This is a genomic window from Planococcus dechangensis (assembly GCF_042654465.1).
In the GTDB taxonomy this organism is placed as follows: domain Bacteria; phylum Bacillota; class Bacilli; order Bacillales_A; family Planococcaceae; genus Planococcus; species Planococcus dechangensis.
In genome coordinates this window covers 350865-377696 of the sequence record NZ_JBHSGL010000005.1, presented here as the reverse complement: position 1 = coordinate 377696, position 26832 = coordinate 350865, and the positions used below count along the sequence as shown (strand labels likewise).

General features: G+C 47.7%; 28 protein-coding genes and 1 riboswitch. Of the genes, 16 read left to right on the top strand and 12 right to left on the bottom strand.

Going from position 1 to position 26832, the window contains the following annotated elements:
• Nucleotides 1–35: 35 nt before the first annotated feature.
• Genes ACFO5U_RS04950 through ACFO5U_RS04940 form a run of 3 tightly spaced genes read left to right on the top strand, consistent with a single transcriptional unit; the run spans nt 36 to nt 3013 of the window.
• A complete protein-coding gene (locus tag ACFO5U_RS04950) occupies nt 36–233 on the top strand; it encodes a DUF6501 family protein (protein WP_377277215.1) in 198 nt (65 codons plus the stop codon).
• Nucleotides 234–289: 56 nt separating this feature from the next.
• On the top strand, nt 290–1147 hold the full coding sequence (locus ACFO5U_RS04945) for an ATP-binding protein (protein ID WP_377277213.1): 858 nt from the start codon (nt 290–292) through the stop codon (nt 1145–1147).
• A 9-nt stretch (nt 1148–1156) separates the two neighbouring features.
• Nucleotides 1157–3013: a nitric oxide reductase activation protein NorD gene (locus tag ACFO5U_RS04940; protein WP_377277211.1), complete on the top strand. Its 1857-nt coding sequence runs from the start codon at nt 1157–1159 to the stop codon at nt 3011–3013.
• A 47-nt stretch (nt 3014–3060) separates the two neighbouring features.
• Here ACFO5U_RS04940 and ACFO5U_RS04935 read toward each other — a convergent pair whose 3' ends face one another.
• Together ACFO5U_RS04935 and ACFO5U_RS04930 are read right to left on the bottom strand one after the other, a co-directional pair.
• Entirely contained in the window at nt 3061–4230 is a 1170-nt protein-coding gene (locus ACFO5U_RS04935) for a toxic anion resistance protein (RefSeq protein ID WP_377277209.1), read from the bottom strand.
• On the bottom strand, nt 4205–4909 hold the full coding sequence (locus tag ACFO5U_RS04930) for a 5-bromo-4-chloroindolyl phosphate hydrolysis family protein (RefSeq protein ID WP_377277207.1): 705 nt from the start codon (nt 4907–4909) through the stop codon (nt 4205–4207). Before ACFO5U_RS04930 ends, ACFO5U_RS04935 begins: the two co-directional genes overlap by 26 nt.
• A 418-nt stretch (nt 4910–5327) precedes the next feature.
• Here ACFO5U_RS04930 and ACFO5U_RS04925 point away from each other — a divergent pair, with 418 nt between their 5' ends.
• The 3 genes from ACFO5U_RS04925 to ACFO5U_RS04915 all read left to right on the top strand — a co-directional run bounded on the left by ACFO5U_RS04925 (nt 5328) and on the right by ACFO5U_RS04915 (nt 6372).
• Nucleotides 5328–5528, top strand: coding sequence for a cold-shock protein (locus ACFO5U_RS04925; protein ID WP_215105290.1), 201 nt, complete (start codon nt 5328–5330; stop codon nt 5526–5528).
• A gap of 137 nt (nt 5529–5665) precedes the next feature.
• Nucleotides 5666–5872 carry a cold-shock protein gene (locus ACFO5U_RS04920; RefSeq protein WP_377277205.1) on the top strand — a complete coding sequence of 69 codons (207 nt, stop codon included), beginning with the start codon at nt 5666–5668 and terminating at the stop codon, nt 5870–5872.
• A 20-nt stretch (nt 5873–5892) separates the two neighbouring features.
• A complete protein-coding gene (locus ACFO5U_RS04915) occupies nt 5893–6372 on the top strand; it encodes a YkvA family protein (protein ID WP_377277203.1) in 480 nt (159 codons plus the stop codon).
• A 44-nt stretch (nt 6373–6416) separates the two neighbouring features.
• Here ACFO5U_RS04915 and ACFO5U_RS04910 read toward each other — a convergent pair whose 3' ends face one another.
• Complete coding sequence (locus tag ACFO5U_RS04910; RefSeq protein WP_377277201.1) at nt 6417–8024, bottom strand: ABC-F family ATP-binding cassette domain-containing protein; 1608 nt, start codon at nt 8022–8024, stop codon at nt 6417–6419.
• A 105-nt stretch (nt 8025–8129) separates the two neighbouring features.
• Complete coding sequence (locus tag ACFO5U_RS04905; RefSeq protein ID WP_377277199.1) at nt 8130–8363, bottom strand: hypothetical protein; 234 nt, start codon at nt 8361–8363, stop codon at nt 8130–8132.
• 86 nt (nt 8364–8449) lie between these two features.
• Between ACFO5U_RS04905 and ACFO5U_RS04900 the strand changes: the two genes are divergently transcribed.
• Nucleotides 8450–9622 carry an MFS transporter gene (locus tag ACFO5U_RS04900; RefSeq protein ID WP_377277197.1) on the top strand — a complete coding sequence of 391 codons (1173 nt, stop codon included), beginning with the start codon at nt 8450–8452 and terminating at the stop codon, nt 9620–9622.
• 8 nt (nt 9623–9630) lie between these two features.
• Here ACFO5U_RS04900 and ACFO5U_RS04895 read toward each other — a convergent pair whose 3' ends face one another.
• Nucleotides 9631–9906 carry a hypothetical protein gene (locus tag ACFO5U_RS04895; RefSeq protein ID WP_377277195.1) on the bottom strand — a complete coding sequence of 92 codons (276 nt, stop codon included), beginning with the start codon at nt 9904–9906 and terminating at the stop codon, nt 9631–9633.
• Nucleotides 9907–10030: 124 nt separating this feature from the next.
• Nucleotides 10031–10561 carry a peptide-methionine (S)-S-oxide reductase MsrA gene (gene msrA / locus ACFO5U_RS04890; RefSeq protein ID WP_377277193.1) on the bottom strand — a complete coding sequence of 177 codons (531 nt, stop codon included), beginning with the start codon at nt 10559–10561 and terminating at the stop codon, nt 10031–10033.
• A gap of 234 nt (nt 10562–10795) precedes the next feature.
• On the opposite strand from msrA, the gene ACFO5U_RS04885 reads away from it, so the two are divergent.
• The 3 genes from ACFO5U_RS04885 (at nt 10796) to ACFO5U_RS04875 (ending at nt 13470) form a co-directional block, all read left to right on the top strand.
• Nucleotides 10796–11740, top strand: coding sequence for an LCP family protein (locus ACFO5U_RS04885; RefSeq protein ID WP_377277191.1), 945 nt, complete (start codon nt 10796–10798; stop codon nt 11738–11740).
• A 63-nt stretch (nt 11741–11803) separates the two neighbouring features.
• Nucleotides 11804–12994, top strand: a complete 1191-nt coding sequence (locus tag ACFO5U_RS04880; protein ID WP_377277189.1) for an AI-2E family transporter — start codon at nt 11804–11806, stop codon at nt 12992–12994.
• Between the two features lie 53 nt (nt 12995–13047).
• Nucleotides 13048–13470, top strand: coding sequence for a sporulation protein (locus tag ACFO5U_RS04875; protein ID WP_377277187.1), 423 nt, complete (start codon nt 13048–13050; stop codon nt 13468–13470).
• 88 nt (nt 13471–13558) lie between these two features.
• Here ACFO5U_RS04875 and ACFO5U_RS04870 read toward each other — a convergent pair whose 3' ends face one another.
• The 4 genes from ACFO5U_RS04870 to ACFO5U_RS04855 are packed head-to-tail and all read right to left on the bottom strand — an operon-like array spanning nt 13559 to nt 16891.
• Nucleotides 13559–14314 carry an energy-coupling factor transporter transmembrane component T family protein gene (locus tag ACFO5U_RS04870; protein ID WP_377277185.1) on the bottom strand — a complete coding sequence of 252 codons (756 nt, stop codon included), beginning with the start codon at nt 14312–14314 and terminating at the stop codon, nt 13559–13561.
• The gene (locus tag ACFO5U_RS04865) at nt 14295–15752 is read right to left on the bottom strand and encodes an ABC transporter ATP-binding protein (protein ID WP_377277184.1); all 1458 of its coding nucleotides are present in this window, start codon (nt 15750–15752) and stop codon (nt 14295–14297) included. The genes ACFO5U_RS04870 and ACFO5U_RS04865 overlap by 20 nt, the downstream gene beginning before the upstream one ends.
• A complete protein-coding gene (locus ACFO5U_RS04860; protein WP_377277183.1) occupies nt 15718–16299 on the bottom strand; it encodes an ECF transporter S component in 582 nt (193 codons plus the stop codon). Before ACFO5U_RS04860 ends, ACFO5U_RS04865 begins: the two co-directional genes overlap by 35 nt.
• The gene (locus tag ACFO5U_RS04855) at nt 16292–16891 is read right to left on the bottom strand and encodes a YkoF family thiamine/hydroxymethylpyrimidine-binding protein (RefSeq protein WP_377277181.1); all 600 of its coding nucleotides are present in this window, start codon (nt 16889–16891) and stop codon (nt 16292–16294) included. Before ACFO5U_RS04855 ends, ACFO5U_RS04860 begins: the two co-directional genes overlap by 8 nt.
• 86 nt (nt 16892–16977) lie before the next feature.
• Nucleotides 16978–17082: riboswitch (TPP riboswitch) on the bottom strand.
• A 176-nt stretch (nt 17083–17258) separates the two neighbouring features.
• On the opposite strand from ACFO5U_RS04855, the gene ACFO5U_RS04850 reads away from it, so the two are divergent.
• Nucleotides 17259–17459 carry a hypothetical protein gene (locus ACFO5U_RS04850; protein ID WP_377277179.1) on the top strand — a complete coding sequence of 67 codons (201 nt, stop codon included), beginning with the start codon at nt 17259–17261 and terminating at the stop codon, nt 17457–17459.
• A 110-nt stretch (nt 17460–17569) separates the two neighbouring features.
• Here ACFO5U_RS04850 and ACFO5U_RS04845 read toward each other — a convergent pair whose 3' ends face one another.
• Both ACFO5U_RS04845 and citZ read right to left on the bottom strand, forming a co-directional pair.
• Nucleotides 17570–19030, bottom strand: a complete 1461-nt coding sequence (locus ACFO5U_RS04845) for a protein adenylyltransferase SelO (RefSeq protein ID WP_377277178.1) — start codon at nt 19028–19030, stop codon at nt 17570–17572.
• Between the two features lie 162 nt (nt 19031–19192).
• Complete coding sequence (citZ, locus tag ACFO5U_RS04840) at nt 19193–20311, bottom strand: citrate synthase (RefSeq protein WP_377277176.1); 1119 nt, start codon at nt 20309–20311, stop codon at nt 19193–19195.
• A 474-nt stretch (nt 20312–20785) separates the two neighbouring features.
• On the opposite strand from citZ, the gene ACFO5U_RS04835 reads away from it, so the two are divergent.
• The 5 genes from ACFO5U_RS04835 to ACFO5U_RS04815 all read left to right on the top strand — a co-directional run bounded on the left by ACFO5U_RS04835 (nt 20786) and on the right by ACFO5U_RS04815 (nt 26821).
• Nucleotides 20786–21574 carry a hypothetical protein gene (locus ACFO5U_RS04835; RefSeq protein ID WP_377277174.1) on the top strand — a complete coding sequence of 263 codons (789 nt, stop codon included), beginning with the start codon at nt 20786–20788 and terminating at the stop codon, nt 21572–21574.
• 197 nt (nt 21575–21771) lie between these two features.
• Nucleotides 21772–22959, top strand: a complete 1188-nt coding sequence (locus ACFO5U_RS04830) for a M20 metallopeptidase family protein (protein ID WP_377277172.1) — start codon at nt 21772–21774, stop codon at nt 22957–22959.
• Nucleotides 22959–24287 carry an amidohydrolase gene (locus ACFO5U_RS04825; RefSeq protein WP_377277170.1) on the top strand — a complete coding sequence of 443 codons (1329 nt, stop codon included), beginning with the start codon at nt 22959–22961 and terminating at the stop codon, nt 24285–24287. Before ACFO5U_RS04830 ends, ACFO5U_RS04825 begins: the two co-directional genes overlap by 1 nt.
• The gene (locus ACFO5U_RS04820) at nt 24268–25515 is read left to right on the top strand and encodes a M20 family metallo-hydrolase (RefSeq protein WP_377277169.1); all 1248 of its coding nucleotides are present in this window, start codon (nt 24268–24270) and stop codon (nt 25513–25515) included. Before ACFO5U_RS04825 ends, ACFO5U_RS04820 begins: the two co-directional genes overlap by 20 nt.
• The gene (locus ACFO5U_RS04815) at nt 25499–26821 is read left to right on the top strand and encodes a helix-turn-helix domain-containing protein (protein WP_377277167.1); all 1323 of its coding nucleotides are present in this window, start codon (nt 25499–25501) and stop codon (nt 26819–26821) included. Before ACFO5U_RS04820 ends, ACFO5U_RS04815 begins: the two co-directional genes overlap by 17 nt.
• Nucleotides 26822–26832 lie beyond the last annotated feature (11 nt).

The following is a 26832-nucleotide window of genomic DNA, read 5'->3' as shown; positions in this document are numbered from 1 at the left end:
ACTATAAGTAAACAAACAGCAAAGGATGAAGCCCGATGATACATACCGATTGGCTCGAAAAAGAAACCGTCCGCACAGTAATGTGCAAACATACCGATGCTGAGAAATTTCTCGTGTCGAATGTTTTGACGCCTGGACAGCAATACGATGTGAAAAACGAAACTGAGGAGTTCCTTTTTGTCGTAGACAATACAGGAAAAGTCGGCGGCTATTACAAAACATATTTCGAATGATTATTTAAAACCGATGGAACTCATCGGTTTTTTCTTTGGAGACGGGAGAGACGCATATGACGATCATTGAAACAGAAATTAAAAACCGGACGTCTAGAACGCATGGTGAAGATGGGCGCCTGATAGGCACGGGCGGCTATATCGCGCCGGATGAAACGATGTGGACGGATATTCTGACCGCAGTTGTCTTGAAAAAACCGGTCCTGCTAAAAGGGCCGACCGGTGCAGGCAAGACAAAGCTCGCAGAAAGCATTTCCAGTGTGTTCCAACAGCCAATACAAAGCATCAACTGCTCAGTGGATCTGGATGCTGAAGCATTGCTCGGTTTTAAAACATTGGTGCAGCGGGATGGCCAAAGTGCCATCGAATTTGTTGAAGGCCCCGTGGTCACTGCCATGAAGAAAGGGCATATTTTGTATATTGATGAAATCAATATGGCGAAGGCAGAAACCTTGCCAATTCTTCACAGTGTGCTCGATCATCGGCGCATGATGACCAATCCATTCACTGGAGAAGTGATCGAAGCGCATGCGGACTTTTCTGCTATTGCGGCCATCAATGAAGGCTATATCGGCACTGCACCGATGAACGAAGCGTTGAAGAATCGTTTTATTGCCTATCCGATTCCCTATTTGTCCGGACAACAGCTGACGGTATTGTGGGACCGTGAATTTCCTGAGGCGGATGCATCGCTAAAGGCATTTATGTTGAACTTGGCTGAGGATTTGATGAAGCAAGTGGAAAATGGCTTGCTGTCTGAAGAAGCAGCATCAATCCGCAGTTTATTGGACGCCACCGCATTGGCGCTTCACATCGATCCCTTGCGCGCTGTCCGCTATGCGATTGCTGAAAAGCTCGACGATCAAAACGAGCGTCATTTACTGATGGATTTGGCAAACACCTGGCGAAAGTAGGGACGCGCGATGACTTCAATCAATCGTTTTATTCAGTTTAATAATGAAACTGTCGATACACGCCTCTTAAACCGTATGGAACAATTGGCAAGGGCGTTGTCCTATGCCCCTTATTTACGTGTTACAACTCGGAAATTATGGGAATTCCGTCCATCGGAAGGCGCCGTATCGATGAGTGTTTTCTGGCGTCACCGGTCAAAAGAGGCCGAACAGCTCGGCTATTTGTCGGATATTTATTTGATGAGTGCAGGATTTTGGCGTCATTTTCATTTGCCGGCGTGGCGAGATTTTCAATCACTCCACACCTCATTACCCGAACTCGCAAACCAGCTATTGCTGCTCGCAGAAGAATTTCGTTTAAGCGAACAGGTAGTAGCGGAGCGGCCTGGAACCCAAATGGCATTTCAATTAAGGGAGCGAATCGTCAGCGGCTTTCACGGGGATCAATTAAAGCAAAACAGCCAAAAAGGCTTTTGGGCCGATGCGTTCATCAATGCTGCGTATTTGAAGCTGAGGGGAAAAGACGTGTCGGTAACTGAGGATTTAGATGGCCTGTTCTTAATGTGGACGGAATTGTACAGTGCCCAATCGACTGCGGATTCCGCCCACACTGTCGCTAAAATCCTGCCGCGATTGGAGTACTTGCTGGAAACCGATTCACTGCATACGTATTATACCTTTGGTGAAGCGGCCGACAAAATGCCGCCGCCCCGCTATCATGAGGGCATCGAAGCAGATCAGTCAGAACCGGAAGACGAAATCGATACTATCGAAGAATGGTTTCAGTCATGGCATCGCGAGACGCAGCTGGATGATGCGGCTGCGCTCGAATATGAACTCGAGCGGGGAGATTCCAAGCTTGCTGACGGTGGGCGTGAAGACGAGGGGGCGGGTGAAGTTGAACAAACCGGCACCGGCAATTCTAAAGGCGAGCACCGTGAAGGCAATGATGCCGAAGAACGCCGGAAAGAAGATCGCAGGCCGAAAAAAGCTTATGGTCGTTTCGGCTCTGCTAATGACGGTGTCGTCTATTACGAATCGCGCATCGAGCCCTTAGCGCTAGACCGCCAGCAATTACTTCAGTGGCGCACCGAGCAGGCACCATATGTCCGGGCGTTGCTGAAGGAAATGCAAAAGCGCATGCGCCAGCGTGAGGAAAGCGTCCGGACGAATCTTCATGCCGGCCGCTTGTCCAAAAAGCTGCTGCCGCTTGTCACAGATGAGCGTCCGAAGCCTTTTTACCGAAAAACCGCTCCTTCCAAACAACTCGACGCAGTATTTACTCTGTTGATTGACGGCTCCGCTTCTATGGTCGATAAGCTCGATGAGACAAAACAAGCCGTGTTGTTGTTCCATGACGTACTGAGAGCGCTCGGCGTTCCTCATGAAATTGCGTTGTTCTATGAAGATGCCTACGAGGCCGGTGACAATATGCAGCCTAATTATTTTGAATGGCTCCATAAATTTTCCGACGGGACGGCTGACCATGCCGAACAAATTTTGTCGCTCGATGCCCATGAAGACAATCGGGATGGTTTCGCCATTCGCTGGATGGCGGACCGCATCAGGCTGCGCCCGGAAAAACACCGTTTTATGTTGGTATTTTCGGATGGTGAGCCCTCTGCTTATAATTACGCGGATAACGGGGTAGTCGATACCGCACAGGCTGTTGCTGAAACGGAGAAGATGGGAATTGAAGTGATGCACTTGTTTCTTAGCGGGGAGGCCACCAGCGAAGAACAAGCCGCTTTTTACCGGATGCTCTACGGCAACAAGTCGGTCAGCGCCGACTCGTTGGAGCAATTCGTTGACCAGACGATGCGTTTATTAAAACGGACTTTGCATTTGGTCATCCAAGCCTCATAATCGAAAGCATGAAAAACCCCTTCGCAATTGTTGCGAAGGGGTTTTGATCAATTATTCTCATGGCCATCGTGGATGGCGAGCAGCCGTTGCTTCAGGTCTTCTTCCATGCGGCCGATTTCGAGCTCTGCCGCTTTGCGGTTGCGGCGGCCTTCCGCCTGGATCTTCAAGGTTTCTTCGATCGTCTCCAGCAAGTTTTCCTGCGTCTGTTTCAATGTTTCGATCTCGACGATGCCGCGTTCATTTTCTTTCGCCGTTTCAATTGAATTCATCTTCAGCATTTCGGAGTTTTTCAATAGCAGTTCGTTCGTTGTGGACGTTACTTGCTTTTGTGCCTCTACAGCTTTCATTTGCTTGTTCAAGGTCAAGGCGATCGCAATTTGGTTTTTCCATAATGGAATGGAGGTCATGATCGATGACTGGATCTTTTCTGCCAAGGTTTGGTTTGTTTGCTGGATCATACGGATTTGTGGTGCGCTTTGGATAGTGATTTGGCGAGACAATTGCAAGTCGTATAGCCGTTTTTCCAGACGGTCGACATACTGGACCATGTCGTTGACTTCCTGATAGGCCATTTGATCATTGGAAGCTTCGGCTTTCTTGCGCAAGGCCGGAATCGTTTCATTCATGATTTCGTCGCGTTTAATTTCGGCGGCTGCGATATAGACGTTCAAGGCTTGAAAATAAGTTTTGTTTTGGTCATACAATTGTTCGAGCATCTGTACGTCTTCGAGCAGGCCGCGCTTGGAATGGTCCAGCTGGATGCTGATGCGGTCGACTTGCGTGCTTAATTTTTGGTATTTGCTCATCATTTCCTGCACTGAGAATTTCGCGCGGTTGAACACCTTGCGCAGCCCTTTTTGCTTTTTCTGCGTCAGTTCTTCCGGATTCAGCTGTTCGAGCTTTTTCATCAGGTCGTGCAAGACATCGCCGACAGGACCGATATCTTTTTGCTGGACGTGGTCGAGCATCTTATGGGAAAACTGGCTTAATTGATTCTGCGCATTTGCGCCGTATGTGAGAATCGCCTCACGGTTGCCGGTTGGGATCTGTTTAGCGAGTGCGCGGGCTTTTTCTTGTTCTTCCGTCGTCAAGCGGTCCAATAATGCAACAGGGCGCCCGTCTTGCTGCGTCAATTGTGTTTCTTTCGAGCTTTCTTCCATGCCGAAGGGCGAGCCAAGAAGTTCATCCAACTCATTTCTTGTCTGATTGTTGGTCATTGTCCAGGTCTCCTTTGAATTCGATTTGCTTTTGTTCATTTAATGTACGCGCATGATGCTGATCAACAGAGAGCCGTGCGTAATCGAGTTCCATGCGCAATTGTTCGACATCAGTCGAGAGCACCCGTTTCAAGTCTGCTTCCATGACGTGCTGCAAAGAACGCAGCATGTCCCGAGTTTCTTGAAGCGCTATGCGCATTTCCATGTCTTTGATCGGCTGGCCGACTAGCAAGCTGTATTTCTCGGTCAGCTCGATGGCCGAATCAAGGTGAGAGTAGAAGAATGGTTCCGCCAAATAGAATTTTCGCGGATTTTGCTGTACGATAAGCATTATTTTATTGGCGATTTTGACCATGTCCATCAATTGCTTAAATGAAGAAATGGAGCGCACTTTATAGTATTGGCTTTGCAAAACTTTGATTTTCTCTTTGCCTTCCTTAATTTGCACGCGGATGCTCTTGTATTCGCTGCGCGTCATGCCGAGCTGTTTGGAATCGCTCGATAATTGATATTGTTTTATCGAGGTATTGCTGGCGATATACGTTCCAGCAGCAACTACACCTGAAGCGAGTAACCCGATTTCGGCACCTATATACAAAATCGGAAACATGGCGGACATGAGAGGGAGGCTGATCGATTGTCTTTTGATAAAGTTTTCGATCGGCTTAATGGGCTTCATGCTGTAGACCTCCTTAACGGCTACTAAACTATACGTACTGCACGGTGAAAAGTTTCATCTTGTGCATTCTCTATCACTTATTTTACGTGAAGACAGTGGCCAATACAAACTTGCGGACCTTTGGGAAGCGCCAAAAACGCTTTACAAATTCCCAAAAATTTGGCACAATACAAATAAGGATTTTCACATAGGACAAGAAAACAAAGTTTGAAAAAAATTCAGAAAGTTTTTAGATTTGTTTGACTTTTATAGTCAATTTGCTATAATAAAGGAAATTCAAGATATGAACACCCACTACAGCTATTCACATATTCCCAAAAGTGATCAGCAATTGATGGTACTTTTGGGAATATGTGAATTTTTTAATGGGAAGTTCGCATATTGAAAATATTTTTTTTACCACAGGAGGTAATTTAACATGCAAGAAGGTACAGTAAAATGGTTTAACTCAGAAAAAGGTTTCGGCTTCATCGAAGTTGAAGGCGGAGACGACGTATTCGTTCACTTCTCAGCGATCCAAGGCGACGGCTTTAAAACGCTTGACGAAGGACAACGCGTAGAATTTGAAGTAGAGGAAGGCAACCGCGGACCTCAAGCTACTAACGTAACTAAACTTTAATTCTCCAAAGAGCTGCCGGTTCCGGCAGCTCTTTTTTTTGTGTCTTCAATGAAAACGTTCATCTGTTGTTTACGAGTGCTTGTTATCCGGGTATATCTTAATTAGATTGCTACTGACTTATAGAGGGGGATATACTCATGCAAGGAAAAGTAAAAGAATTTAATGATGATAAAGGCTTTGGCTATATCGAAGGCGACACTGGCGAATTGTTCTATTTTGAAACCATCAACATCAATGAAGACGGTTTTCGCCGCTTCGCGCCGAATCAACATGTTGAATTTACTGTTTACGATGGAGCTTCCGACAAAGAACGGGTAGCAACAAACGTTACACTTGTATTTTAATTTCAGATAGGGGTGCTTGAATGATGAGTGAACATACAGGAAATATGGAGATGCCAAGTGAGCAGCAACAGCGGGACACCTACCAAAAACTACGCTTACAAGCGCAGCAATATATGGAATCAAAATCATCTACATTGGACTCAGCAGGGCAATTCGCATTATTGGCACCGGATTTGTTTCACCTCCTGACCCGTTTGATGCTTGATAGCCGTATCGATAAGAAAAGCAAGGCTTTAGTGGGAGGAGGCTTACTTTATTTTGTCGCCCCAATCGATGTCTTGCCGGAAATATTAGTGGGTCCAGGCGGCTATCTTGATGACGTCATTGTAGCGGTGTTCATCATCAATACGATACTGAACAAACTGCCCCAAGAAGTCGTCACAGAACACTGGGCGGGAGATGAAGATTTGTTGAATACGCTGAGGAAATTAGCGGGTTCAGGGAACAAGTTGGCGTCTAAATTGCCAGCAGGTCGCTTGATCCGAACTTTTACGAAATAATATAAAAACCCCTGCAGAATTTTCTGCAGGGGTTTTTAGCGGGATCAGTTAGCGATGCCTTGTGCATCTTTCCATTCAAGGTATTCATCGTAAGTAAGTTGCTTGTCTAGAATTGAGCCATCTTCACGGATTTCAATCACGCGGTTTGCAACGGTCTGGATAAACTGATGGTCATGTGAAGTGAAGACCATAGCACCTTTGAAGGCGATCATGCCGTTATTCAAGGCTTGAATCGATTCTAGATCCAAGTGGTTGGTCGGTTCATCGAGCAAGAGAACATTGGCATGAGCCAACATCATTTTGGACAACATGCAACGGACTTTTTCACCGCCGGACAAAACAGAAGGCTTCTTTTTCACTTCTTCGCCGGAGAACAACATTCTGCCCAGGAATCCGCGAAGGAACGTTTCGCTTTCGTCATCAGGTGAATATTGGCGAAGCCAATCGACGAGTGATGTTTCCGTGCCTTCAAAATATTTGGTATTGTCGATCGGCAAGTAAGCGCGTGAAGTGGTGACACCCCAGCGAGCTGAACCGGATGCCGGTTCGTCTTCTTCGGCCAGAATACGCAGAAGGGCAGATTTGGCAAGCGGGTCGCCGATCAGAACGATTTTATCGTCTTTATTCAAGTTAAAGCTGACATTGTTCAATAATTGTTTGCCATCCACCGTTTGGCTGACATCTTTCACCGTCAAAACATCATTGCCGATTTCACGGCCGATGGTGAAGTTGACGAATGGATATTTGCGTGATGAAGGGCGGATATCATCCAGCTCGATTTTATCGAGCATTTTCTTCCGTGACGTTGCCTGCTTGGACTTTGATGCGTTGGCAGAGAAACGGGCGATAAACGCTTGGAGTTCTTTGATTTTTTCTTCTTTTTTCGAGTTCTGGTCAGACGCTAGGCGGGTTGCCAATTGGCTGGATTCATACCAGAAATCATAGTTGCCGACATATAGCTGGATTTTACCGAAATCAAGGTCAGCGATATGTGTACATACCTTGTTCAGGAAATGGCGGTCATGCGATACGACAATGACAGTGTTGTCAAAATTAATGAGAAATTCTTCCAACCATTGGATCGCTTTTAAGTCCAAATGGTTAGTCGGCTCATCTAGTAGTAATACATCAGGTTTTCCAAATAACGCTTGCGCCAAAAGCACTTTCACTTTATCGGAGCCTGATAGTTCAGCCATTTTTTTATCGTGGAGCTGTTCGGAAATTCCAAGGCCTTGAAGCAAGATGGCAGCTTCGGATTCAGCTTCCCAACCGTTCAGTTCCGCAAATTCGCCTTCAAGTTCTGCAGCGCGCATACCGTCCTCGTCAGAGAAGTCTTCTTTCATGTAGATGGCATTTTTCTCGGACATGACTTCATATAACTTTTTATGGCCCATGATGACGGTCTCGAGAACTGCATGCTCTTCGTATTCAAAGTGGTTTTGCTTCAATACCGCAAGCCGTTCGCCTGATCCCATATAGACATTTCCCGATTGAGCTTCAAGTTCACCGGAAAGAATTTTGATAAACGTCGATTTGCCGGCACCATTGGCCCCGATCAATCCGTAGCAATTGCCTGGGTTGAACTGGATGTTGACATCTTCAAATAATTTACGGTCGCCAAAACGCAAAGATACATCATTTACTGCTATCATTAATATTCGTCCTCCTAAAATTCACAATATGACTAGTATAACACGAATTGACCTAAAACCGGTAGCGTTCTAAGGTCTTGTCAGCTAAACTGTTGAAAGAGGCCGTTATCGACTTTTTCTTTTTAAATAGGCTTCCAATTGGCCCAGTTCCTTATTAAGAAGATATTCCATTTGAACATATTCCCGCCTGCCCGGAACATGCTCGGGCGTCAGGCCTTTCATTGAATAAATAAAATAATAGCCGCCGATTTGGCGGAATAGCACAACGACGTGGGGAAACTCATCAAATGTCGCTTTTATGTTATACCGTTTTGCGTAGCTCCAATTTATGAGCTTCATCTTGCAACCCGCCTTTCCTAACTTGATTTTAATGGAAACGGCTAAAGGAACACAAGTTTGGTGTAGAGGGAAGAAGGAGAGAGGGCATGAACAACACCGTGGACCAGCGAGCGGTCACTTGGACCATTTTCGCGATATTATTAGTGGCACTCAATTTGCGTCCGGCCATCTCGTCGATCGGGCCGATGCTCGAGCCGATCCGAACAGATCTTCTGCTTACGAACGGGCAAGTGAGTTTATTAACTGCAGTTCCAGTACTTTGCATGGGCCTTTTCGCGCCAGCAGCCATCGTTTTCAATCGCCGCTTTGGCTTAAAGCCATCAATTGGTTTTTTACTTGCCGTTATTGGGCTTTTCACGCTAACGCGTGGTTTTTGGCCGACATACGCGAGCCTTTTGATCAGTTCATTTTTTATCGGCATCGCGATTGCCATCATCGGCCCGATGCTTTCGGCTATGATCAAACGGGACTTTCCGTTTCGCACAGCATCTCTGATCGGCGTTTATTCATTCGGCATGGGACTCGGCGCAACACTGGCTGCCGGTTTGACAAGTGTTGTCTACGCAAACTCTGGATGGCCGATAGGGCTTGCGGTATGGTCTGCGCTGGCATTGCTCGCGATCATAGTGTGGGTCCGCATGCCAACAAGTAACCCTGCAGCGCCGCAACACACGAAAGAGGTTCTGCCGCTTAGCGGGAGTCCTTGGAAAAACCGAAAAGCATGGTATATGCTTTTGTTTTTCGGATTTCAATCCGCATTATTCTTCTCGATGCTCACGTGGCTCGCGCCGATTGCGATTGACAAAGGCATGACCGTTCTTGCGGCAGGGGGAGTGGTCACTTTGATGACTGCTGTGCAGATTGTCTGCAATATTTCGATACCGATGCTGTTCGGGCGCTTTCCAAACCGTTTTGTGTGGGTATTGATTGTTTTAGGATTTGCGGTTGCCGGCATCCTCTTGCTCATGTATGCCGCAACGTGGACAGTTTGGCCAGCAGCTGCCATGATCGGTGTCGCGCTCGGCGGATTGTTCCCGATTGCCTTGCTCATGCCGCTTGACGCGACCGATTCTGCAGATGAAGCGAATAGTTGGGCTGCCATGACTCAATCAGGCGGCTATTTGATTTCCGCGTTTATGCCTTTCATCATCGGCTTGATCTATGACCAGACAGGCAACCACGATATTACTTTACTCATGTTCTTAGCATTTATCGCTTTAATGATCGTCTTTGCGCATTTGCTTCAAAAGAACGCTTGATATCCTATTTAAGAAGGCTTTGCCACCGCAATCCAAGAAAAATAGAGCGATAGCAGAGGAAACAGGATCGCCCATGTTGCGACAAGCATCGCTGAAACATCGGCACCGGGAAACGACATGGAAAAATACCAATAATTGATTTCGAGTGAAAATATTAGCGTCAGCAGCGGACCGATGAAAATCCGGCCAGTTATTTTCGCGAAAAATACGGCGAAAGTGATAATAACAGTTGGTATAATAATCAATTGTACAATCGTAATATCAAATATATTGAGCCATTGCATAAAAATGCCTCCCAAGTCGCACTATTTTACAGAAAAAGCCCGCGTATTCTGATTTTAAACTAACCGAATAATCTGTCAATGGAAAAATGCAGGGAATAAAATCGGCAATAAAAAAGCCGGCGCATCATGCGTCGGCTTTGTTCCACGCGGCATCCAAAAATTCATCACGTCCGGAAGCTTTGCGGTCCTTTAAATAATGTTCGGGGTTTTTTTTGTAAAAGTCCTGGTGATAATCTTCTGCAGGATAGAAGACTTGGGCATCCAAGATTTTGGTGACAATCGGTTTATCGAAACGGCCGCTGTCGGCAAGATCAACTTTGGATGCTTCGGCAAGTTTACGTTGCCGGTCGTTATGGACAAAAATCGCCGGTTGATAAGAAGGGCCGCGATCTTGGAATTGACCCTCGTTGTCAGTCGGGTCGATTTGCTGCCAGAAGATCTCGAGCAATTGCTCATAAGTGAACACTGCTGGATCAAAAGTGATCTCCACTGCTTCTAAATGGCCCGAGTGGCCGCTTTTTACTTGTTCATAAGACGGATTTGCCAAATGGCCTCCGGTATAGCCTGAGATGATTTGTTCGATGCCGTCAAACTGGTCGAACGGTTTGACCATACACCAGAAACAGCCCCCTGCAAATGTCGCTTTTTCAGTCATTTAAATACCTCCCTAGTTATTACATCAGGCTGCGTCTATCGGAATTTGCTGCTAATCAACTGTCATTAGGTCTGTTAAGGCAAGCAAATAGGTCTTGGCGTATATCCTGAGAATAAGAAAAATTTTACCATTATGACATCTGCTAGACAATAGATACGTACTAGCATGGCGGAAACCTAACGAGGTGCCAATGCGTCTTATCAAGTTGACAGCTTAGAAAGGAATGTAACCATCATGGAACAACAATACGAAACGAGACAGGGCCGGAAACGCAAACGGTTCCGTCCTAGAGGCAAGATACTTTTATTGCTGATTGTGCTGCTGCTCGGAGCGGGAATTTATTTCTTTATCCAGTTTCAACAAGGGCAGAATATTGCAGGAGAAACCGAAATCGAGCCAGAAGAATTCACAGGCGATGCAAATAACAGCGGCTTTCAAAACATATTGGTGCTTGGCGTCGACTCGCGCGGCGAAGCACAATCACGTACGGATACAATGATGCTGGTGACGCATGACCGGGAAAATAATGAAGTCAAGATTACCTCATTGATGCGGGATATTTATGCTGACATTCCTGGTTATCAATCCTATAAATTGAATACCGCTTATTATTTAGGCGGAGTGGAACTGCTTGGTGAGACGATTCGAGAGATGTTCGGCGTTAAGATCCATAATTATGCACTCATTGATTTCACCAGCTTTGAAACATTAGTGGACATTGCAGCGCCGGGTGGTGTGGAAATCGATGTTGAAAAAGAAATGTCCGAAAAAATCGGCGTCACTTTAATGCCGGGCGTGCAAAATTTAAATGGCCAGGAGTTGCTTGGCTATGCTAGGTTCCGCGCAGACTCAGAAGGCGATTTTGGGCGGGTGCGCCGTCAACAGCAAGTGCTTGCGGCGTTAAAAGACGAACTGATCAGCGTATCTGCTATTCCGAAATTACCGAAGCTTGCCGGAGCGGCACAAGCTTATGTTCAAACGGATATGGCTTTGGTCGACCAAATCAAATTGGGGACGCAGCTGGCCAGAGGAGGGGGCAGTGAAATCGAACGCCTGACGATTCCTATTGAAGGCGGCTATACAGACGCCAATTACTCGCATGCCGGAGCGGTTCTGGAGCTGGATTTAGAGCGTAATCGCCAGGCTCTTGAGGAATTTTTGTCTCAGCCACTCGACTAATTTGTCAGATAATATGATAAAATATGGATAGAAGCTGACACCTGATAAAAGAAGGGGATCGCCATGCAGCCTGACGACAATAGACCGCAGTTTTTCGCGACAAATTACATCCGCTTTCTCGGCGGACGCAATACACTCTATACTTTACTTGTGCTGTTGATGATCGGCTTTGTCGTATTCATTTTCCGTGAAGTTTCCTTCATCTTCAATCCCCTTAGTGTCTTTATGAAAACGGTCGTTTTGCCGGTCGTCCTTGCGCTGATTTTTTATTATTTGCTGCGGCCGGTGCTGCGTTTGCTCGAACGTTTTAAAATATCGAGAATATGGGGGATACTCATCATTTTTCTTGGCGGCATCGGCTTATTGACTTTGTTGAGTGTGTTGGTATTCCCGTTTTTAAGGGAGCAGTTCCAGAATTTGATCGAGGAGTTTCCGGATTATTTCATGCGTTTATTGAATAACATCGATCAATTCCTCCGAACATCCTTTATCGGGGATTATTATACGGAATCAAATTTCAATATCGAAGCGCTGATCGCTACTTTGCCGACGAATATTGCAGAAACGCTGCAGGACACCGTAGCAGGCATCATTTCACGGGTAACAGGTTGGATTTCTGCAGTTACGGGTGTTATCTTGTCCATTGTCATCGTGCCGTTCATCCTTTTTTATTTGTTGAAAGATGGCGATAAGCTGCCAGGGTATTTCCTGAAGCTATTGCCGCCAAGGTTTCGAGAAGATACAAAAGAAGTGCTGCAAGAAGCAGACCAGCAATTGGGGGCTTATATACAAGGGCAGCTGATCGTTGCATTTTGCATTGGGGTCATGGTATATATCGGCTTCTTGATCATCGGCATGGATTATGCATTATTACTCGGCGCGCTGGCGATGGTGACGAGCATCGTACCGTATATCGGGCCGGCGATCGCCATAACTCCGGCTGCAATTATCGCACTCGTCACATCACCATTCATGCTGGTAAAACTGGCGATCGTCTGGACCGTTGTACAGCTTGTGGAAGGCAATTTGATTTCTCCTCAAGTGATGGGAAAAACGATGTACATCCATCCGGTAACGATTATTTTCGTGTTGTTGACGGCTGGCTCCTTGTTCGGGGTCGTCGGTGTCATTCTAGGCATCCCGATGTATGCGTTGCTGCGTGTTATTGTCAGCCATTTGTATAAACTGTTCAAACGGCGCTATAATCGCTATGAGACGGATTTGGACAAGCAATTCGATTACACTGAACTTTAACATCGTGATTTCATGCAATGGAAAATTATCTTAAGCTGGGGGTATCGAATTATATGAAATTCAAAGATTTTTTATCTTCGATCGGCATCGGTTCGATTAAAGTGGATACGGTAGTGGAAAGGCCGCATTTGGAAGAAGGAGAGACCTTGAACGGCACGGTCTATTTGGACGGAGGCAGCGGAGACCAGGAAATCGAGTATATCGAGTTGCTAGTACTCCGCTTAGTAGAAGATTACCGGGAAGACAGCGATTTCGATTTCTATGAAACACCGGTAGCAAAGCAAAGCCTTGAATTTGCCGGCTCTGTCAAATCAAAAAATACAGTGATGCAGCAGTTTGAAATCGTACCGGACGAACGCTGGGAGCTGGAAAATCCGAATGCCAAGTTGATCTTGCGGACGGTTGTCCATGTGAAAAACGGCGTCAATGTGCAAGATGAAGACGAAATCACATACGGAAAAATCGGAAACTCTTAAGGTTCCCGATTTTTTCATAATTTTATTATGTAAACAAAAACCGTCCTATGACTGCACGAAAGTTGCAGTCTATAGACGGGTTTTGCTATTAGAAAACAAGCACGCCAATGCTGCAGCAAAGCGCCAATATCACGGCGATGCTCCCAGTCATTACATAATCGGAGCGGGTAATCGACAGTTCCTCGTAAAAAGAGCTTCGCGGCTCCCCGGTAAATCCACGCGCTTCCATAGCGAATGCTGCTCGCTCTGCTTTACGCACAGCGCCGGCGAGAATGGGAATGAACAGACGCCGTAAGGCAGCTAGGCGGTTCCACCAATGCTTGTCGATTTCGGCTCCCCGTAAACGGTGTGCTTGCTGGATTTGTTCCAATTCTGTTTTCAACACCGGTAAAAACTGATAGCTGACCATTATGCTATAAGCAAGCTTCGGAGACAGTTTGCACTGCTGCATCAAACTTTGGATAAAACGCACAGGATCCGTCGTCAAGGCGAACAATAAGGATAAACTGGAAAAAGCCAACACACGCAGTGAAAGTGACCAGGCATGTACCCAATTTTGTTCGGTTATTTCGATAAATCCGTAGCTCCACAAAACCGGTCCGCCGGTATCTGCACCGAATGCCAAAGTGGTCCAGAAATAGCCGAAAGCGCCAAAGAAAAACGGCAGCATGAACAACGTCCAAAGTTTCCAGTTGATGCGGCTGAACAATAATTGCAAAACAATCACGCTAAGGAGAAACAACAGCGGTGTCCATGGATTGAAGAAAAACGCCAACACAATCATAGACACCGTTACTGCCAGAAACTTCAACGACGGATTCATATTATGCAAAAGCTGGCGCATAAGCTTTTGTTCCTTTCGGCGCGAGCAGGCGGTGCTCTTGCAATAATTCATCATTTCCCCACAGCAATGCCGGATCAAATATGCCCGTCAGTGACCCGGCTTTCATGAGTAGGATGGAATCAGCAACGCTCGAGGCAAAATTCATGTCATGTGTGACGATCACAATAGCGCAGCCCTCCTGAGCGTGAGCATCGATAAGTTCATAAAGTTCTTTCAACGATTGTTCGTCCTGTCCTGCAGTCGGTTCATCGAGCAGCAGTACTTTGCGTTTATCGGCCACCATCGCACCTGTTGCGACGCGGCGCTTTTGGCCGTGGCTAATAGAGAATGGATGGGCGTAAGCGATTTGCTGAAGGAAAAGACCGTCCAGCAACCGCTTGATTTCTGCGGGCGACGATTTGCCGGAAAAGGCCAATTCGTCCTCCACGGTTGTCGTGAGAAACAATTGCTCTGGAGATTGCGGCACGTAACCTGCCGGCTTTCCTCGCAGAGACCCTGTAAAAGGTTTGTAAATGCCGCACAATGCTTTCAATAAAGTCGACTTGCCGCTGCCGTTCGGGCCAGCAACGACCGTGACTTGACCGCTTATCAGTGCCAGAGAGATGTCGCTGATCAGCCGGATCCCATTTTTTGAAACTGTCAATTGCTCTGCGGCTAATAATGTGTCTTGACGAATCGAGCGTTTGCGCCGTGTGAAAAAAGTCGGCGATTTTGCGTCGAATGCTGCGTCCTTGCCGATGGTGCCATCCTTTGTCAGCGCGATTTCACGGTCGAAAAAAGCACCCCATAGCTCCAGTTTATGTTCGATAGCGACGACAGTGAGCTGATGCTCGGCCTGTAAAGCATCGAGCCATGACACGAATTCCATTGCAGTGACAGGGTCCAAATGAGTGAGCGGTTCATCCAAAAGCAAACATTTCGGTTCCATAATCAATGCACAGGCTGTCGCAACACGTTGCTTCCATCCGCCTGATAAAGTTTGGATGATACGTTTTCGATATTCCACTAACCCTGTCTTCGATAAGATGGCATCAATGCGATATTGCATGTCTTCACGCGGTGTATGAAGATTTTCCAAAGTGAAGGCCAGTTCTTCTTCCACTGTCGGCATGCAAAACTGGGCGTCCGGATCCTGAAAAACGGTGGCGATCGTTTTGTTGATTTCCCCCGCTTCATAACGATCGGACTGTTTGCCGTATATATCGAGTGAGCCCGACACGATGCCGTCGCAATTTGCTGGGTACAATCGGTTCAATAAATAAAGCAAGGACGATTTTCCGCATCCGCTCGGTCCTGTGATGACGACACGCTGGCCTTGTTCGATGGATAATGTTAAATGGTTTAAAGTCGCCTGTTGAGTATCTGGATAGCAGAAGCTGTAATCTTCCAGTGCAAAAGCTTGGCTACGCACCGGCATCGCTCTTTTCCGTCCGGGCAATTGCATAACCCCTCAGCGAGCCGGTTGCAAGCAAGCCATCCGCGATGTATTTCCCGCCGATTCCCGCAATGATAGCGCCGCTCATCACTCGCAATGTGAACATTAGCGCGACAAACGATGGATCAAGCGCCGCATAGCCGGATAGAAAATAGCCATAGACAAAACTGAACACACCAGCTAAAGCGCCAGCAAGCATCAAAACCCCGATATGGAAATGACGGTAGCGCGTCAGTGCGAAGGCGGCTTCCGCGCCCAGGCCTTGGATAATGCCGGATAAAATGAGGCGCGGGCCGACCGCGTTGCCAAGCATCACTTCAATGGTCGCAGCCAAAGTTTCCGGCAAGAGGGCAGCTCCGGGTTTGCGGATGATGTACATGCAGATGATCGAAACGATAAACCAGATGCCAAACATCCATTCATAAGCGAGCGGGCCGATGACGCCGGCCCAAATATTGCCAATGTGGAGAAACACCAAATAAATAATGCCGAAGACGACACCGAACAAGGACATGAGGACGATTTCCTTTAATTTCCATGATTTAAGCATGCTGGCCACCTATATGCGAAGGGCTGTTGATGCTCATCGAGACCGTCATGACGAGGTGAGGGTGTTCGTCGGTGCGGGCTTGGGTGAAACTTTCTTCATAGAACTTGAATACCTCATGAATGTCGCCGTGGATGCCGCTTGCGTAATGCATCGAATCGTTCCAGACCCCGTGTGCTTTTGCGCGTTCAACTTCCCGATAGATGACCGCCATATAGTCCGGGTTATTCATTGGATAAAGCGCAAATTGAGACGATACATATTGAGAAGCAGGATCGGTATTTGCCAGTTCGTCTTCGACTTCTAAATAATTGTCTCCAGCCGAATCTCCTGGACAGCCGATTGAAAATGTACCGGATAGCGCAATATGCTCTTTTGTTTTCGCTGCATGCAGCACCAGTGCCTTGGCGACATTGAAAACATGATGCTGTTTGCCGCGTATGACAGTCGACACATCATCCGTTTGCATCCAGACATTCGATGTATCCGTCTCGGCCAAGGCAGTTTTAAGAATTCGGATAAAGTTGTCGCTCATCGGATGCATCGAAAAACGAAAGCCGACAATGGGGCTCGTGCCGCAAAAAATGGGTTCCATAAAAAATTCCTCCTAAAAATGTGCACAAAAAAAGCCGCATCCGTGAAGATGCAGCCACTGTCCCAAATCATTAAAAGGTTTTGTTTTGGAAAGTCACTACACTTCCTCACGCAGGTCCTAACCTGTTCGAGTCATAAGGGATCGGAGCAAAAGCTCTCATCTCAGCAAAATATGCACCCCTAGTGCAGAAAACGCTATGCTTTTTTAGTGTCGGGTTGACCCGATGGCTCTAGTCTAGAGCAATGGCTCCATGAAGTAAAGGCTTTTTGATTTTTTGGCAATCCAGTGAACTTGTCGCCTAATAAGCATATTCACTGCGGGAGCGGGTAAAGAAGAAGAGTCACTTATTTTTAGGAGGAAACCAATCATGGCACAAACTAAAAAGTACCGCGTCGTTTATCATTTAGGGAGCGGAGTAGAAGCAGCAATCGTTGTCGAAGCCGGAAGCCCGAAAGAAGCAGCTAGTGGACTGGACTCTGACAGCATGTTGGAATTCACTGGCGAAAAAAACACCTTTTTCCAATTCAGAATGAGCGAAGTGAAAATGGTAAGCGTTACAGAGTTGTGATTTGAATAATTATTCAATTGAATAATTTTATTCATGAATAAAAATGAATAGATATTAAAGTGAATAACGATGTGAAGAAAAAAGCTCTGCGAGTTTTCCCGCAGAGCTTTTTATGTGCCGCAAAATGTGCGGTAAGGCGGTGTTGAAGGGGGCGGAGGTGCCGCGAAATCTTGTTGTTCAGCTGAATGGGCATAAGGGTTCTTAAGTATTGACAATAATTTTTCAGTGACGCTGTAATCCCCTTGTTCAGCTGCGGCAATCGCAGCTTCAACCCGATGGTTCCTTGGAATGACTGCCGGGTTTCGGCTCTTCATCAAATCCAGGCTGTCATTTGCCGAACGGCCTTCCTGCTGTTGACGGGCCGTCCATTTCTCGCGCCAGTTGTCGAATGCTGCCCCCGTTAAATTCGGTTCTGTCACTTCGTCGAATGTGAGTGCACGGAACGTATTGGTGTAGTCTGCGTGTGTACTTTGCATCAGATCGAGCAATTCATTGATCAACTTTGCATCTTCCGGTTGTTCCGTGAATAAGCCAAGCTTCTCACGCATGCCTTTTTCGAAATAGTCTTTTTGCTGAATAACATATTCTTCTAAAGACTGTTGCATAACAGAAAGTGCCTGCTGTTCTGGCATATCATCGAGCAAAGGAAATAGGGATTCTGCAAAGCGCGCTAAGTTCCATCCGCCAATCAATGGCTGGTTGCGGTAGGCATAGCGGCCGCCTGCATCAATGGAACTAAATACCGCCTGTGCATCGTAATGATCTAAAAATGCACAAGGGCCATAATCGATCGTTTCGCCGCTGATGGCCATATTGTCGGTGTTCATGACGCCATGGACAAATCCGCTGAGTTGCCATTTAGCGATAAGTGCCGCTTGTTTTTTCGCGGCGCGGCGGAATAACTCGATATAATCATTGTCCTGAATATCGGGGAAATGCCGTTGGATCGTGTAATCCGCAAGTGCGCGTAAATCGTCTACCGATCGGTATTTTGCGGTGTATTGAAAAGTGCCGACCCGAATATGGCTTGATGCAACGCGCGTTAAAATGGCGCCGGGCTCTGCCGAGTGCCGCTGGATCTTTTCGCCTGTCAACACCACAGCCAGGCTGCGGCTGGTGGGAATTCCGAGTGCGTGCATGCCTTCACTGATAATATATTCCCGCAGCATCGGGCCTACTGCCGCCCGTCCGTCACCGCCGCGTGAAAACGGAGTGAGGCCTGCGCCTTTTAACTGGATATCGAATAATTCGCCAGTCGGTGTTTGCTGTTCTCCGATTAAAATAGCCCGACCGTCGCCAAGCATCGTGAATTGGCCGAATTGATGTCCGGCATAGGCTTGTGCAAGAGGGAGGCTTCCATCGGGAAATTGGTTGCCCGCAAAAATCTGCAGCGCCTCTGATGTCCGGAGTTTGTCCGTGTCAAACCCAAGTGAGACGGCAAGCTCCTCGTTTAACATAAGCAGTTGAGGAGATGCGACGGGGTTGGCTTGCATTGGTGCATATAATGTTTTCGGAAGTTGTGCATAGGTGTTGCGCAGATTCCATCCGCTGTTCGAGCTTTGCGTCTTCATGAGAGCGCCTCCTGTCGTAAGCTGGTTGGAGCTTTGTCCTTTGGTGTCATTATACCGCGTTGAAAAACCGGGAAACAAGGAAAGGGGATTAATAAGCTGGAAATAAAAAACTTGAGCCGGATCCCCTATGACGGGTTTCGGCTCAAGCGATATCAGGTGGAGTTAGCGCTGTTCTACTGGTACATAAGTTTGCATGCCCGGCCCGATATACTCGGCACGTGGGCGGATCAGGCGGTTGTCGGAATATTGCTCCAAAATATGCGCGAGCCAGCCTGACGCACGCGATACCGCGAAGATCGGCGTGAACAGGTCATGCTCGATGTTCAAGGAATGGTAGACCGATGCCGAGTAGAAATCGACGTTCGGCGGAAGCGGTTTGGCACCCGTGACGAGCTCGTCGATCTTGATGGACATCTCGTACCATTTCGGTTCGCCGCGCAGTTCGGTCAGCTTTTGCGACATTTCGCGCAAATGCTTGGCTCGCGGGTCGCCCTTGCGGTAGACGCGGTGGCCGAAGCCCATGATTTTTTCTTTGTTGGCCAGCTTTTCCGTGATGTACGGCTCGACGTTGTCGACCGACCCAATCTCTGTGAGCATCTTCATCACTTGCTCGTTGGCGCCTCCGTGAAGCGGGCCTTTCAAGGCGCCGATGGCTGCCGTCACACCGGAGTAGACGTCAGACAAGGTCGCAACGGCTACGCGTGCCGTGAACGTCGAAGCGTTCAGTTCGTGGTCGGCATGCAAGACGAGCGCTTTGTTGAATGCTTCGACTTCGATGTCTTCCGGCAGTTCGCCGGACAGCATATTCAGGAAGTTCGCCGCGAAGCTCAAGTCCGATTTCGGTTGAATCGGCTCTTTGCCGGCGCGGATGCGGCCGAATGCCGTCACCAGCGTCGAGATCTTCGCCTGGATCTTGATCGCTTTGCGGTAGTTTGCCGCGGGTTCCATCACTTCGGCTTCTTCGTCGAATAGGCCGAGCATCGACACAGCTGTACGCAGTGCCGCCATCGGATGGACGTGTTTGATGTCGTATGTCTTAAAGTGGTCGAGCACCGCTTGCGGCACCGCCATGTTGTCGGCAAGCTGCTGTTTCAACTCGGCCAGTTCGTCCGCTTTCGGCAAACGCTGATGCCATAGAAGATAGATCACTTCTTCGAAACTGGCGTTATCCGCCAAGTCATCGATATCGTAGCCGACGTATGTAAGTGTATCATCGATGATCGAGCTGATCGCCGATTGTGTGGCGACTACACCTTCTAAACCTTTTGTTGTTTCAGTCATATGAACCTCTCCTTTTTGGATCTCATTCGATTAATTTCAATGCAGCCATCCGAAATTGTGCCACAGTTTTGTTAAAGCGCTTTCATGGGTATTGAAAAAAAGAAAGCGTCCGGCATCGCCAAATTCGATTTGACTGATTATTACGTAATTTTACAGGAACGTTCTGATTTATCGGCGCTAAATACGTGAAACACGAAAAAACAGGATAAAGAAGAGAAATAGGTGAGTCAAAGAGCTTTTTTTCTATGGGGACCGGCGTGATGGTGAGATAAATAATGAAAAGCCTGAATATGTGCGGCTAAGACAGTTTCTGAACAAACTTCCTTGGATATATTCGGTTTTTCTGTGATTCTGGAATATGTTCTCGCTTGTAATCTTGAAAGGAAGTTTCCTATAATGATTGTGAATAGATAAATATTGTCAAACATTAGGCGATTGTAAAAAGATGGTCATAAACAAAAGGAGCACAAACAATTGAAAACTACGGAGCGGGGCATCCGCTATATCAGTTTAATTGATGAAGGGGCCGATTTTAACATTCCAGTAATGGTAAAAAAGGCCAAAACTGCTTATAAGACTTTTAATTTTAAGGATAAAATCGAGATTTTAATTTTCTTTAGCGATCGAAAAGATTTTAGCCATACAATATTTACTGAATACGGGGTCATCGACGATGAATTTGATGGAAAAAAAGCGATTCATCATCCATTTGGTGTCAAGAGCATTATCGGCATTGAAGTATCGGAGGAAAACACAGTTCCATTGATTGCGTACGCTCTCGGTCAGGCGATAGAGCATTTCAAGCAGAACTTGGATATTCAGCGACATGCCGAATGGAACGAATTAAACAAAAGTGAATCTTATCTTTGTTGGCAAACGTTTTTTTGCCAAGTCCATAGCGCAACAATCCGCCGAATGGACGGGGAAGCCGATGCATTTCTGCGCAGTTTGCCGTTTGTTTTGGCGAAAAAAGAGCAAAGCTTTTCTGAGCTTTACATCGACGGAACCTTCCGCCATTTGGTCCACGCATTAAGTGAATTGTATGTCCTGAAGCTAGCAGGTGAAGAGGAAAAGGTGGAAGATCACTTGCAGATGGTCCGAGATTTGACAGATGATTCATTCGTTGAAGTCTACCAAGATTTATTCGATGAACTGGCCGCTTATATGAAGGGGGTCGGCAGCAAATACAATGAAGTCCATGAACTGGAGCTATTTTCGACCTTGGAAACACGCAAAAAACAATTAGATGCCATGTATATGTGATGGATATTTTATATGGTTTCATTGCTACTTAAACATATTCAAGAGCGGCCCGGAAATTATTCCGGGCTTATTTTTATGCACAAAAGTTCAGAAAAATCAAAATGAGGGTAGTAATTGCACATCAAGTTCGGTACACTTTTTATTAACGGAAGTATTAGGGTTTATTTCCTTAATTCTTAGAAAGCAGGTGAGCTTCAATGAAAGAACAAGCACAAGAATTGTTCGAAGAGGTCCGCGCATTCCGTCGAGAGTTGCACGAGCACCCTGAATTGAGCGGAGAAGAAGTGGAAACGTCAAAAAAAATTCAAGCAAAATTGGACGAATACGGTATTACCTATTTTACCGGCTATGCGAAAACTGGCATCTTGGCTGTGATCGAGGGCGAAAAACCGGGAAAAACGGTCGGATTGCGAGCAGATATTGACGCATTGCCCATTTTGGAAAAAGCAGACGTTCCGTTTAGGTCAAAAGTGGATGGCAAAATGCATGCCTGCGGACACGATGCACATACGGCGATGCTGCTCGGCGTCGGCAAACTGCTCCAGGCCCAAAAAAGCGACATTGCTGGAACTGTTTTGCTCATTTTTCAGCCTGCAGAGGAAAACGCGCCGACAGGTGGTTCAGAACAGATGATGGAAGACGGTGTTTTCGATAAATACACACCCGACGTCTTATTAGCCCAACATGTCTGGCCGGGATTGCCAGCAGGACAAGTGGGGATCATTGATGGCGCCATTATGGGCAATTCAGACCGTTTTGAAGTGACCATCCATGGATCTGGTGGACACGCATCCATGCCACATCAGACAGTCGATGCGATCATCATCGCCAACCAGGTTATGTCAGCGATTCAGACCATCATCAGCCGCAATGCCAACCCGATGGATTCAGGCGTCATTACCATCGGCAAGATTTCAGGCGGCTACCGCTATAATGTCGTCGCGGACATGGTTGTACTAGAAGGCACGATTCGTTCGCTGTCGGATGACACGAAAAAACTGCTGAAAAAGCGTTTCCATGAAGTTGTCCAAGGAACTGCCGAGATGATGGGAGGAAGTTGCGAGATCCAGTATTCAGATGGCTATCCTGCGACGATCAACACAAGACGCTGGGCTGAAGTCGTTCGTGAATCAGCTAGAGGCACACTTGGGGAGAACGGTATCCCGGAAGTCATCGGCAGCATGGCGGGAGAAGATTTCGGCCGTTTTCTACAAAAGTACGAAGGAGTCTATTATTGGCTGGGCACATCGATAGGCGAAAATCAAAAACCACTGCATGACCCGGGCTTTGTCATTGACGAGCAGGCGTTGCCGATCGGAACGCAAGTGATGGCGCAAGCGGCATTGGATGTGCTTGAGGAATTAAATGGACAGGAGTGGGCATAGTGGGAGACTCTATTGATCGATTTATGGAAGAAATCGAACCTTTTGTTGTTGGTGAAAGGCGCAAGCGCCATCAATACCCGGAGGTCGGTTTTACAGAATACGTGACGACTTACGAATTGCATGAAAATTTGAACGGCAAAGGTTTTAAACTTTATGTAGGCGAGGATGTATTGGTAAGCAGCGAGCGGATGGGCGTGCCGGATGAGCATGTGCTAGAAGCGAACGAGCAACGCGCGCAAGCGGATGGCATCCCGGATGCCTTCCTTGAAAAAATGAAGGGCGGCCATACTGGGCTCGTCGCAGTGCTCGAGACCGGCAAGCCGGGGCCGCATTTTGCCTACCGTTTCGATATCGATGGATTGCCGATTGAAGAATCGATGGATCCTCAGCACGTGCCAGCAGATGAAGGGTTTCGCTCTGGAGCTCCGGGTGTGATGCATGCTTGTGGACACGATGGCCATGTAGCGATCGGCCTTGGATTTGCCGAATATTTAACGGATCGCAAAGATCAGTTAAGCGGCAAATACACGTTGCTGTTCCAGCCGGCTGAAGAAGGCGGACGGGGTGCAAAAGCGATGGTCGAAAAAGGATGGCTCGACGATGCGGATTATTTCCTCAGCGGCCATGTCGGCATTCATCCGGAACAATCAGGCACCATCGCCGCAGCCGCGTCAAAGTTTTTGGCCAGTTCCAAAATCAATGCCACATTCACAGGAAAATCGGCACATTCAGGACTCGAACCGAATGAAGGACGCAATGCGCTGCTCGCCGCGGCATCTGCCACTCTGCATTTGCACAGCATATCGCGCCATAAAGACGGCGCGACGCGGGTCAATGTTGGCACTTTGCATGCCGGGAGCGGACGCAATATCATCGCCGAAGCAGCGCGGATGGAAATTGAAACGCGCGGCGAGACCAACGAGTTGAATGCTTATATGGAACAACATGCCTTGCGCATCCTGCAAGCTAGTGCATTGCTGTACGATGTCGAGCTTGAACTGACCCATATGGGAAAAGCGATTACCGCCGAAGCGGATTTGGAATTTGGGGCAATTATAGAACAGGCTTGTGCATCGTCTGAGTCGCTAAAAATCGTGCCGCAACTGCCGATCGGCGCCTCGGAAGACGTCACGTATATGATTGAACGGGTGCGTGACAAGGGTGGCCAGGCAACATTCATGATTTTCGCCAGCCCATTGACAGCTGGACATCATCATCCACTCTTTGATTATGAGGAAAAGGCACTATTGGCTGGATTGGAGACATTGATCCGGACGACGGATTATTTGTTGAAAGAGGGGGATGCCCGTGAAAAACTGGCTGATTGAACAGTTAATGCGTTTAAATATGAGCGACACTTTGGTTAGGCCCGAGGGTTTTACGCGGGAAGGCTATACGGATGAAGAAACGGCAGCAATCGCGGTTTTTAAAGCGATAGCCGAGGAATTGGGATTGCAGGTGACAGAAGACGCCGCGGGAAATGTGCTGGCGCGTTGGGAAGTGGAAGGCGGCGCTGCTGCTGTTGCGACTGGTTCCCATTTGGATACCGTGCCGAATGGCGGAGCGTTTGATGGAGCTGCAGGTGTCGTCTGCGGCCTCGGGGCGGTGAAATTATTGAAGGAAGCGGATTATCGCCCGGAGCGTCCGATCGAAGTCATTTGTTTCCGTGCTGAGGAATCGTCGCGTTTTGGCGTTTCGACGCTGGGCAGCAAAGCGATGAGCGGCTTATTGGATCCGGCAATTGGGTCACTCGAAGATCAAGATGGCATCACAATCGAACAAGCAGTTCTGAGCCAAGGATATAACTGGCAAGACATGGTAGCCGCAAAACGCAAGACAGAACAATTAAAATGCTTTGTGGAGCTGCATATCGAACAAGGCTTGCGCATTATCCAGCACCATAAAAATTATGGCGTCGTCCAAGCTGTCGCTTGCCCGATCCGCCTTTCCGTGACGATTGCGGGAAAAGCAGGACATACGGGAACGACGCCGATGGACCAGCGGCAAGATGCACTGGTTGCTGTGGCACCATTGATTTCGTTTGTCCGCGAAACGGCGCTGCAATTAAACGATGCCTATGAAACGGCGCTTGTAGCGACGGTCAGCAAACTGGTCGCCTCGCCGAATTCAATGAACGTCATCCCGCAGTCGGTGACGGCGGGCATTGATATACGCAGTGTGGACGATGCCTTGAAGATGAAGATGGCTGATGCAATCCGAACCGAATGCAAACGGATCGAAGACGCGTTCAGAGTGACCATTGCCGTCGATGTACTGGTCGACAACCCATCGATCGCACTTGATGAGAAAGTGGCGAATTCGTTAAATGAAGCGGGAGATCACGAAGCATATTTGGCGCACCGCATGGATAGTGGCGCCGGTCATGACGTCATGAATATGGCGCAAGTTTGGCCGAGCGGCTTGATATTCATTCCTTGCAAAGATGGGTTGAGCCACCACCCGGATGAATACGCGACACCGGATGATTTGAAAATGGGCGTCGAACTGTTGGCGAGGTTCCTGGTGGAGGCGACTCAAGATGCCAGAAAAGGTTAGAGTCGGATTGATCGGGCCGAACGATTCTGTCAACGAAACAATGAAAGCCGCAAGCGGGCTAGAAGGCATTGAATTGATTCCATTCATATACCAGCATACTGAAGAAACGAAACGCATCATCACAGAACATTCTTCGCGGATCAACCACTGGCTGTTTTCCGGGCCGGCGCCATACCATTTTGCATTGAAAGAGAAATTGATCGATGCCAATCACGCAGACTATATCCTATTGCATGGCTCGAGCCTGCTCGGCACGATGCTCGATGCGTTCATGCAGGAAGGGAAAGTTTTATCGAGCATCAGCGTTGATTCAGTTCCGCGCAGCGAGGTGTTGAAAATGCTGAAAGACTTCGATTTGGAGAAACTGGAGATCTACACCGCGCCAGAATTGGGCTATATTCCAGCCGAAGAATTGATTGACTACCACGAAACGCTTTACCGGACAGGCGCCATCGAAGCGGCGCTCACATGTGTCCATGCTGCTTATAATGGATTAAAAGCAAAAGGTGTTCCTGTTTATCGCATCAGCGTTTCAGAGCTGGCAGCGCATCGTGCCATCTCCGTTATCAAAGAAAGAAGCTTGTCCGACCTGTACCGCATGAAGCAACTGGCCATGATCGGGATCGAAATCCTTTATCCAAGCCAAGCCCAGCAACGCAAGACGCCGTTTAAAATCGAACGCCAGGAATTGGCGATGAACCGTGTGCTAATTGATTTTGCCGAAAAAATTAAAGGATCCAAGGTCGGCATGGGGAATGGCGTTTATTTCATCTACACCACACGAGGTGAATTGGAGCTCTACTCGAAATCCCATAGTTCCGAGGAATTGCGCGAGGAAATATTCGCTAACAGCAATATGCATGTCCGTATCGGCATCGGCTTTGGAAGAACCGTCACGGAATCCGAACAGAACGTGCGACTCGCACTCGATTACGCCAGAGAAAAAGACAGCGGCGTAGTCATCAATATCGATGAGGACGGCAGGGTGACGGAAATTAATGCGACGGTCGGCAGAATCCGGTATAGCCGGCGCAGCAGTGAAGCCAACTGGCAGGAAGCGCTGAAAGATGCTTCCATCAGCCAGACCGTCATCGCAAAGATTGAATCCTTATCCCGCCATTATGCAAAAGAAGAAGTCACCGCTTTGGAACTGTCTCAATGGATGAATAGCACAGAACGCAATGCGCGCCGGATTTTGACGGAGCTGGAAAGCGTCGGCGTGGCGGAAGTGGCAGGAGAGGAATCAGGCAGGCGCGGCCGACCGCGTAAAATATACCGCTTGCTTTTGGGCACCCGCAAACAATAAGGGAGGAATGG